Below are 9,510 nucleotides of genomic sequence, written 5' to 3'. Positions count from 1 at the left end.
TGAAAGTCTTTTAACTAACAATGGCAAGGCTTTCACGCTTAAGTCAGTGCCATTGGTTTTTAGACCCATTTATCGCCACCTCATGGATGCAGGAGCAGTTACCACCTGTTCTCGGACAGCCTCCTGGAATTAAAATAATCCCTCAGCCATTTTAACCAGAGCCATCGCTAATTATACTGTGCCTGTTCAGGATTAAGGATCAGATTATGCGATCGCTCACTGCTGGCCACCAGCTGAAAATAGCCATTTTTTTCGCTGCTACCGTGTTTATGTTGCTGACAGGCTGTGGGCAGAAAGGTGACCTTTATCAACCAACGTCATCACTGGCCAGCTCTGATGCCCGGGTTCTCCCGATAGAATAAATAGCGCAGTACTGGTTAATTACATTAATAAATAAGAAATGGGGAACAGTCACCTTATGGAGTGGTTTACTTTTCAGCCCTCGGAAGCAGCGGCAGGCAGCGAGTTGTTTGCCGAAGATATTCCGGTTAAACAGCTGGCCAGCCAATATGGTACGCCTTTATACGTCTACTCCAGAAAAGCCCTGGAAGCTGGCTATCAGGCCTATTATCAGGCAATGGGTAACAGACCCCATTTGATTTGTTACGCAGTCAAGGCGAACAGCAACCTGGCGGTGCTTAATGTGCTGGCCCGCCTGGGGGCCGGCTTTGATATTGTCTCTGTTGGTGAGCTGGAACGGGTGCTTGCTGCGGGCGGTGACCCTGCCAGGGTGGTGTTTTCCGGGGTGGCCAAGCAACGGCATGAAATACGCCGGGCGCTTGAAGTGGGTGTCCACTGCTTCAATATTGAATCAGAACAGGAGCTGGAGCACATTCAGGAAGAAGCACTGGCAATGGCTCAAGTGGCTCGCATCTCCCTGCGGGTAAACCCGGATGTGGATGCCCAGACTCACCCGTACATCTCTACTGGCCTGAAAGATAACAAGTTCGGCATTGATATTAACCGGGCGCCTGTGGTTTACGCCCGCGCGGCTGAATTGAGCCATATTGAGGTGGTTGGTGTTGATTGCCATATTGGTTCCCAGCTGACCACCACAGAACCTTTCCTGGATGCGCTGGATCGTTTGCTGCTATTAATGGATCAGTTGCAGGCCCGGGGCATCCGTTTGCAGCATCTTGATATTGGTGGTGGTCTGGGGGTTCAGTATCAGGATGAGTCCATTCCTTCACCTTCAGACTATCTGGTATCGGTCCAGCAGCGGCTGGTTGAGCGGGGCTATGGCGATGTGATGCTGGTGGTGGAACCGGGTCGATCCATTGCCGCCCGGGCGGGGATCATGCTGACCCGTGTTGAGTTGCTCAAAGCGACAGGGCAGAAGCAGTTTGCCATTGTTGATGGTGCCATGAATGACTTGCTCAGACCGTCCATCTACGGCGCCTGGCATACCATTGTCAATACGATGCACCACACTGATGTGGATAGTCAGGTGTATGATATTGTCGGCCCTGTGTGTGAAAGTGGTGACTTTTTGGGTAAGGCGCGGAATCTGGCCGTTCGGGAAGGGGATCTGTTGGCGGTGTATTCGGCGGGTGCCTACGGCTTTGTCATGAGTTCCAACTACAATACGCGCAATCGAGCCGCCGAAATCATGGTTGATGGCAATGAGTCTTTTGTGATCCGTCGCCGGGAAACCATTACCGGGCAGTTTGCCTCAGAAAGCCTGCTGCCGTCGTAAAGTATCAGGAACGAGTGAATTTTATGCTTTTACATTTCACCAAGATGCATGGTCTGGGTAACGACTTTATGGTAGTTGATATGGTGTCCCAGAACCTGCGCCTGCCGCCGGAAAAAATCCGCCGCCTGGCGGACCGGCGGTTTGGGATCGGCTTTGACCAGTTGCTACTGGTTGAACCCCCGACCAATCCTGATATGGATTTTCGCTACCGCATCTTTAATGCCGATGGCAGTGAAGTGGAGCAGTGTGGCAATGGCGCCCGTTGTTTCGCCCGTTTTGTCCGGGACAAAAAGCTGATTGGCAGGGATCGGGTCCGGGTACAAACCGCAGGGGGCAACATTGAGTTGACGATTCTGGGCAACGGCGAGGTTTGTGTGGATATGGGGATGCCAAGGCTCGATCCTGAGCAAGTGCCGTTCAATGCACCGCAGCGTTCAGAGACTTATCCCCTGATGGTTGATGGGCAGGTTATCGAGGTTTCTGCCGTGTCCATGGGCAATCCCCACTGCGTTTATCGGGTGGATGATGTGCACAAGGCACCCGTGCCAACCTGGGGACCGATGATTGAAGCCCATCCGGACTTTCCCCGAAAATGCAACGTCGGATTTATGCAGGTCCTCAGTGCGGATGAAATTAACCTGCGGGTATTTGAACGTGGTGCTGGTGAAACATTTGCCTGTGGCACCGGTGCCTGTGCCGCTGTGGTCGCAGGCCGTCAGCAAGGTTTGCTGGGCGATACCGTGAAAGTGAATTTACCCGGTGGTAGTCTGTCTGTCTATTGGCCGGGAGAGGGCAGTCCGGTTATGATGACCGGTGCAGCAACCCGCGTTTATGAAGGATACACCCGGCTATAAATCTGCCAAGGGCCAGAGACAATGACCGAACAGACTGTCAAAGTAGACAAGGAGCAGGCAACGCCTGAACAACCGAAGACCCTGAACTCCGGGCAGGTTGCTGACTTTCTGAGAGAGCATCCAGAATTTTTTGTGGGCCGTGATGATCTGCTGCTGGATCTGACCCTGCCTCATCAGCGTGGCGATGCCATCTCGCTGGTTGAGCGTCAAGTGGCGCTGCTTCGGGAACGGGCACTGGCTTATCGACATCAGCTGGCCCGTCTGGCTGATAATGCCAAAGCCAATGAAAAGCTGTTTGAGCGTTTGCGGCTGCTGGTATTGTCTCTGCTGGAAAGCAGGGATCTGGAACAACTGGTGGAAGTGATCGGTGACAGCCTCAACCATGAGTTCAGTATTGAATTCCATTCACTGATTTTGTTCAGTGAAAATCCGATGAACCTGCCCGTGAGGGTCGAACACAGCGACGCGGTGGCCGAAGCCCTGGGTTCCATCATGACCAGTGGCAAAGCCATTTGTGGTCAGGTGACTCAGGCAGAGCTGAAATTCCTGTTTCAGGAGCAGGCCGACAACATCGGCTCGGTGGCCATTGCCCCCCTGGGCTACGCCCTCAGTGAGCCGCAGCAGCTTGGGGTTCTGGCCTTGGGCAGTCAGGATAAACAACATTTCAAGGCCAGCATGGGCACCGTGTTTATCAGTTACCTGGGCGATATCCTGAGTCGAATGCTGGCCCGACAGCTGCATTCATGAGTCACTCTTCTCCCGATTCTCCGGTTAATAGCCCCCTGCAACCGGCAGTGGCTGCTTTTATGGATTACCTGCGCTACGAAAAGCAGCACTCACCCCATACGCTGTCTGCCTATCGGCGTGATCTTTCCCGGGTAATCCAACAGGCCGCTACCAGTGCAGTTCCGGGGTGGGAAACGATTACCGAAAGGCAGTTGAAGCACTGGCTGGGACTTTGGCACGAAGATGGTTTGTCCAGTCGCAGCCTGCAGCGGCTGATCTCATCCCTTCGTCGTTTTTATCAATACCTGTTAACCCGGGGCGAGGTAGCCCATAACCCGGCCCAACTGCTTCGGGCACCGAAAACCGGTCGGCCCTTGCCGGCGACCCTGGATGCCGATCAGGTCAATCACCTGTTGGATGACCCACAAGCGGAGGGTGATCCGCTGAAGTGCCGTGACCTGGCCATTCTGGAACTCTTCTACTCCTCAGGTTTGCGTCTGGCCGAATTGGCGGCACTGAATATGGAGAGCTTTGCCAGTGACTTTTCTCTGGTGAGAGTGCTTGGGAAAGGCAACAAAGAGCGAATGATTCCGGTGGGCAGCAAAGCCCGACAGGCCATTCAACGCTGGCTCAGTGTTCGGGAGCAGTTTGTGCGGGCTGAAAGTGGTAGCGCCCTGTTCCTGTCAAAGTTGGGCAGGCGCATCAGTACCCGGCAGATTCAGAATCGTATCAAGGAATTTGCCCGCAAAGCAGGCATGCCGGTGGGGGTGCATCCCCACATGCTGAGACACTCGTTTGCCAGTCACCTGTTGGAATCCAGCGGCGACCTGCGCTCAATTCAGGAACTGCTGGGGCACAGCGATATCTCCACCACCCAGATCTACACCCATCTGGATTTTCAGCATCTGGCTGCGGTGTATGATAAGGCTCACCCAAGGGCGAATAAAAAATGATTCGATCCCGTATGGTCGATTCTGTTTCAGGTTGATTCGGTACTGGAAGCCATTAATGCTTCCAGCCTGGCTATAGCATGGGAATTACCCGCTTTTTTGGCATAATCCAGCGCAGTATTGCCTGAATTTCCGGATGAATTAAGTTCAAAATCCAGCTCATCTGCATGATCAAACAAGTAATCGAACACGCTGTTAGCCTTATAAAAAGAACTTTGGCGAAAAGCAAGGCCAAATTCTGACTTGTTGATACTGTCGGATATTTTTTGTTTATGTTCTAACGCAATCGCTAAAGCCTGCATTAAACCTTTAAGCTGAATATAATGTTTTACCTTGGTAATAAGCTGCATGGCTTTTACTGCCTTCTCATCACTTTTGATATTCTGTTCAAAAGAATTCACCTCATCATCTGTAATTGGGCGGTAATCCTGACTTCCTGTGAATTTGACAGAGTAGTCGCCGCGCAACCCAAAGTTGCGAGCGATTCCTGCAGAGGTTGTATTTAACACAATACTCGGAATGATCCGATTGAAAAAAGGATCTACAAAAATTGCATTGGGTAGTCTGCTCTTTAACAAAGTAAAAAGTTCTGTGATATCCATGGCTATCCCGGGTCGTGCGTCATATTCAATACCGTATTTGGCGGTAGCGACATTTATTTGATCAAACAACTGTATCATTGACGGGTTATCGGCAATTAACACCATGCCATGCGCAGCAAGATGTGGGGTATTATTGTCTGGTTTGCCAACAAGCTCCAGCGTCCAGATAATATCAGCAGGAACACCTGCTTTTAGCAGGTTTTGCTGGCACTGATACATTTGGGGACCACAATTACCAAAACCGTTTTTTACACAGAACTGATAATATATTCTGCTCTCTCTGCTGTTATATGATTTATGGCTTTGTTTAAATTTTTCCTCTAAGTACTTGCAGCCAGCATTCATATTGACTACCTCCCTGGTAACAAAAGGACCGCGTTGTTGCTTCATCCTTTGTATATCCTCTGGCTTCAGGGTGGGAAAATCTATGTCAATATCTTTGGTAATGTGGTTGCTCCCTAATACTTCATGGCGTGTTGTTGCAACGATATGGTTGAGAAACCGGGCATTTTCTGCGATGTCCTGAAACCTGGTCGAAAAGCCACGCCAGCAAGGCGCAGCAATACTTTTGGGAGGGTTGTCGGTTTCAGGTGTCGGGGATGCTAAACCATGGGCTATTTTTGCTTCGCTATTTTGGCAGGCCGTCGGTTGCATAGATGCTGTTCCTCAGAAAAGTAAATTCTTTCAATAGACAATCCAAATTGAAAATCGTTCACTTGAATGGCTGACTGGGAATGTACTTATTGTTGATAGAACAAACGTGATGAGTTTTTGAGCGTTTTTCTTTTATCTGGTTAATCAAGTCTAATTAACAAAAATAAACAAAGAATTTCTGCAGATTATCCGTTTGCCATTATTCTCTGCGGTATAAACTTACCTGAGCCCTGACAGGGTAAAGCAGATCATTTATGGATAACGTTATCAATCACACTGTACTGCCCGAAACCGTCGTTAATAAATCAACCCAAACGGATTGTGACGCCCCAAGCTCCGGATCTCTCGGGCCTTATGAGATTAGCCATGTTGATGAAGTGGTCACGTTTACTGGTTGTTTGCCTGATAAGGAAATTTCGGTAGAAAAGGGCAGGGTTGTTGTGACGATTCGTCCGGCGTTGAATGTCACCGCGCGGGATGCAGACGACAATAACAGGTCTTTCAGCATCAGATTTCAAAGCTTACCCTCGAATCAGGCATCGGTTAACGTGATAAGAGAAAGTAGCGATAGCGAAGATCTTGCTCCGGATAAATGTGTAATGTTGTCTAATGATGCATCAATTTCAGGCAAAACAGTTCCCGAAAGTCACATATATCAAGTTTCCAGTGTTGGTAACACCAGACGTCCAGTCCTATCCGAAATAAGTATGGATTCGGTATCTTCAAATGCCAGCTTGACTGAAGGATTGGATACCAGTTCAGCCTTGACAGCAAGATCGTCTTCTCTTGGCAAACAGTCTCTCAGCTCTAACTGCTCTGACAACACTTCTTTTTTGAATTTTGCTTCCAGCGACCGGTTCAGAAATGGTCAGAAGATTTGCAAGATAGTTGAAATGAGGCGTGATCCCCACCGATGTAAAAACCCAGTGTCCAGGGTGATATCAAGTAGCCTGATCAATTATGATCCAGGCACAGTACCTGGTTGGTACAAAAGTGAATACAGCCAAGCGCAGTTTGTGATAACTGAGGTTGAAAGCTTTATCTTGAAAAGCTTTGCCAATTATATGGGCTGGCTGGATGCTAACGGTAAAGGCAAGAATATTTTTACCGGTTCGGCTAATGTTTCGAGTAACCCGTTGAGATCACAATTTGTTGACTGGTTCGAAACTGATGCCCGCGCCCTGGAGTGCATTTGTGAAGTCGCACGGTTGCTGGCTAATGCAGAGAGTCAGGTGGACCAGTGTTTTCGTGGATCAAGTAAAACTAATCCCATAAGTCGTGTTAATCTTTATCAAACTTTGTCTTTTAAAAAAAGCAATAAAGAATTCATTAAAAGCAAAAGTCGAAGTGGCGATTTACAACTTTTATCAGATTGCTCTTCTGCAATTTTCTTCTTTTTCAGCAACTTTGTATCAAAACTGGAGAGTGCCATAGAATCAAAAAAACAAAAGGCAGAAAAGGCAGCGATTGCCAGAAAAAGGGCTGACCATAAGGTTCCGGAAAAAAAGAAAGGGATTTTTGATTTGTTAAAAGCCTGCGCAAATTATAACCTGGCAGTCCAGTTGATCGATAGAGAAATTAAAAGGGCTGGTCTGGCTCAACAGGATTCAGAAAGGATGGCCGATGAGATGCCCAATGAAGGGTCACACGTCGTTGACTATACCCGTGTTGAACCCGGGGATTTGCACGTTATGAGGCAGTTACTCGTCCTGATTGAAAATCTGGAGAAAGAAGGTCTGGCCATTCTCAGTGATTATCAAACCTTTATTGAGGCCCTGCCAAGAGCCGTGGAAGGTAAGAAGTTTGAGCAGAGGGTGTTACGCATGTTCGATAATGGTAACGGTTATGTCAGTGAGCCATTACATAGCATGAAGTCAACATTGACTGCCATATTGGAAAATAATCTCACTAACCTGCAGGATTAACCGGATTGGTTTCAGCATTTATGAGTTGACATCAAGTAACAAAAATAAACAAAGAATGTCTGCAGATTTTTCTGCGGCCCTTATTCTTTGTAGAAAAAAAACATTTGAATTCTGACAACCAAGGTAAAATAGATTTTTATGGATACTGTTAACAATCATCTTGAAATACCCAAAATTTCCGGGGGAACTCCCGCTCATAAAACAACTCAAACGGATTTTCACACAGTAAGTTCCGGATCCTTGGGGCCCCATGAGGTTAGTCATATAGATGAAGTAGTGATATTTACAGGTCACCTGTCGAATAGAGAAATCTCCGTAGAAAAGGGCAGGGTAGTCGTGAAGATTCTTCCTGCCTTGCCTGCCTTGAATGTTGCGGCTCAGGACGAGAACAAGCGATTTTGCATCCGATTTCACAGCATTCCCATGGAGACGAGAGCAGGCTTTGGCGAGGAAGACCTTGACTGGGACACCTATGCGGAATGTCAAGGTTTGAACAGAGCGTCAATGTCAGTGAATACGTTCCCCGGGGATCTGTTCCCACAGGATCCGGGAGTTGCCAGTCAGTCAATCATTTCGGGTCTGGCTGGTTCAGTGGATACGCTCCCCGGGGATCTGTTTTCACAAAATCCCGGAGTTGCCAGTCAGTCAGCCATTTCGGGTCTGGCTGGCAATGGGCAGCCACTCTCACCAGTCATAAGTGAGGGTTCGTCATCTTCGTGTGCAAGCACCCTTGAAGAAGTAGCTGCCGCAGGTTTAGCCACCCCGGATACACTGTCCTATGTTGATAAAACATCTTCTATTTGCCGAGACTCTTGCCAGTCTTTTGATTCCGCCAGCAGTAGTTTCAAACCTGCCACTGCCAGTACGTTTGAGAATGGCCAGATGATCTGCGAACTGGCAGAGGAAATCGGTGATTTGAGCCGATGTAAAGAACCCATATCGAGGGTGATATTCCGTAAATTAGTCGATTATGATCCAAGAAAAGTGCCGGAATGGTACAAAAATAAACATGATGTTAATCAGTCGTTTAAACGCACTGAAATGTTCATGTTTCAAAACTTTGCCAACTGGGCGGGCTGGCTTGATGCTAATAGTAAGCCTATGAATCTATTTCCCACGTCGAGTAAACAATTAAACACAAATTTTGTTGTGTGTGTTGAAGATAGCAGTCATGCCTTCGAGCGAATTTCTAATGTTGCGCAAATGCTTGCCAGCATGAAGCGACATATTAATGAATATTTTCAGGGGAAATATAAAAAAACCATAAGTTTCGTTGAACTTTATGAAACACTGTCTTTTAAACCCTCTGATAAGAAAACAATTCAAGATATAAGCCAAAAAGGAAACTCACCATTGCCTGCGAATTGCCTTTCCGGGATTGTTTTCTTTTTTCACCGTTTGATATGGAAACTGGATAAGTCGATCAAAACAATACAATCCACCAGAGATAAGGCACAGATTACTAATAAAAAAACAGGTAGCCATAAGGTTGCAAAAAAATCGATAGAGGATTTTAACAAGTTGTTAAATGCCTGCGTAAATTATAATCTGGCGGTTTATTTGATTGAGCGGCAATTTAAATTGATTGATAACCAAAGAAGTAAGAAAGAAATGAGAGAGAAAGAATTGAGAGAGCGTGGTGAGTTATGTGCTGATACAGGCTCTATTAATTCCGAGGATTTGCACGTTCTAAAACAGCTTCGCCTCATAATTAATGCTATTGAAGAAGAAGGTCGTTCCATTCCCAAAGAATTACGAACAACTATTGATCTCTTCCCAAGGGTGTTACAAGGTGGTAGCTTTGAAGAGAGAGTGTTAGGTTTGTTAACCAATGGTAGCGATTATGTCAGCAAGCCATTAAATTCCATAAGGTCAGAATTGAATAAAATATTGGCAAATCATTCGAATTCACCGGACTGAAGAAAATCCGTAGCATTCACTCTTAAAGTAGTACTACTGTCTGTTTTTTCTTTAGCTTTACGAACGAGTGCAGGCGGATAGATTTATACGTGTTGCGAGTCTTGAATTGGAACCACGAAGCGCACCGCGTGTCACGGGGTCTGCACGTAACTGCAATTGAGATGGAGGTAGGCCCTCCGGTGG

8 protein-coding genes are annotated in these 9,510 nt (G+C 47.4%); 7 read left to right on the top strand and 1 reads right to left on the bottom strand.

All coding sequences use genetic code 11. The features are described from left to right. Positions 1-206 precede the first annotated feature (206 nt). The 5 genes from KDK14_RS06315 to xerC are packed head-to-tail and all read left to right on the top strand — an operon-like array spanning position 207 to position 4,229. On the top strand, positions 207-362 hold the full coding sequence (locus KDK14_RS06315) for a lipoprotein (RefSeq protein ID WP_257264169.1): 156 nt from the start codon (positions 207-209) through the stop codon (positions 360-362). Positions 363-418: 56 nt separating this feature from the next. After that, entirely contained in the window at positions 419-1,696 is a 1,278-nt protein-coding gene (gene lysA / locus KDK14_RS06310; RefSeq protein WP_257264168.1) for a diaminopimelate decarboxylase, read from the top strand. A gap of 23 nt (positions 1,697-1,719) precedes the next feature. Beyond that, complete coding sequence (gene dapF / locus KDK14_RS06305; RefSeq protein WP_257264167.1) at positions 1,720-2,550, top strand: diaminopimelate epimerase; 831 nt, start codon at positions 1,720-1,722, stop codon at positions 2,548-2,550. A gap of 21 nt (positions 2,551-2,571) precedes the next feature. Further along, a complete protein-coding gene (locus KDK14_RS06300; RefSeq protein ID WP_257264166.1) occupies positions 2,572-3,297 on the top strand; it encodes a DUF484 family protein in 726 nt (241 codons plus the stop codon). Continuing rightward, a complete protein-coding gene (xerC, locus tag KDK14_RS06295; RefSeq protein WP_257264165.1) occupies positions 3,294-4,229 on the top strand; it encodes a tyrosine recombinase XerC in 936 nt (311 codons plus the stop codon). The genes KDK14_RS06300 and xerC overlap by 4 nt, the downstream gene beginning before the upstream one ends. 26 nt (positions 4,230-4,255) lie before the next feature. On the opposite strand, the gene KDK14_RS06290 is transcribed toward xerC, so the two are convergent. Beyond that, entirely contained in the window at positions 4,256-5,482 is a 1,227-nt protein-coding gene (locus tag KDK14_RS06290) for a hypothetical protein (protein WP_257264164.1), read from the bottom strand. Positions 5,483-5,736: 254 nt separating this feature from the next. Between KDK14_RS06290 and KDK14_RS06285 the strand changes: the two genes are divergently transcribed. Together KDK14_RS06285 and KDK14_RS06280 are read left to right on the top strand one after the other, a co-directional pair. Further along, the gene (locus tag KDK14_RS06285; protein WP_257264163.1) at positions 5,737-7,407 is read left to right on the top strand and encodes a hypothetical protein; all 1,671 of its coding nucleotides are present in this window, start codon (positions 5,737-5,739) and stop codon (positions 7,405-7,407) included. Positions 7,408-7,545: 138 nt separating this feature from the next. Then, positions 7,546-9,327 (top strand): hypothetical protein, encoded by a 1,782-nt coding sequence (locus tag KDK14_RS06280; protein WP_257264162.1) that lies wholly within the window; start codon positions 7,546-7,548, stop codon positions 9,325-9,327. Positions 9,328-9,510 lie beyond the last annotated feature (183 nt).

The sequence above is a fragment of the Endozoicomonas sp. ONNA2 genome, assembly GCF_024606365.1.
Taxonomy (GTDB): Bacteria; Pseudomonadota; Gammaproteobacteria; order Pseudomonadales; family Endozoicomonadaceae; genus Endozoicomonas.
Note: the sequence above shows the minus strand (reverse complement) of the source record. Positions and strands in the feature narration are given on the sequence as shown.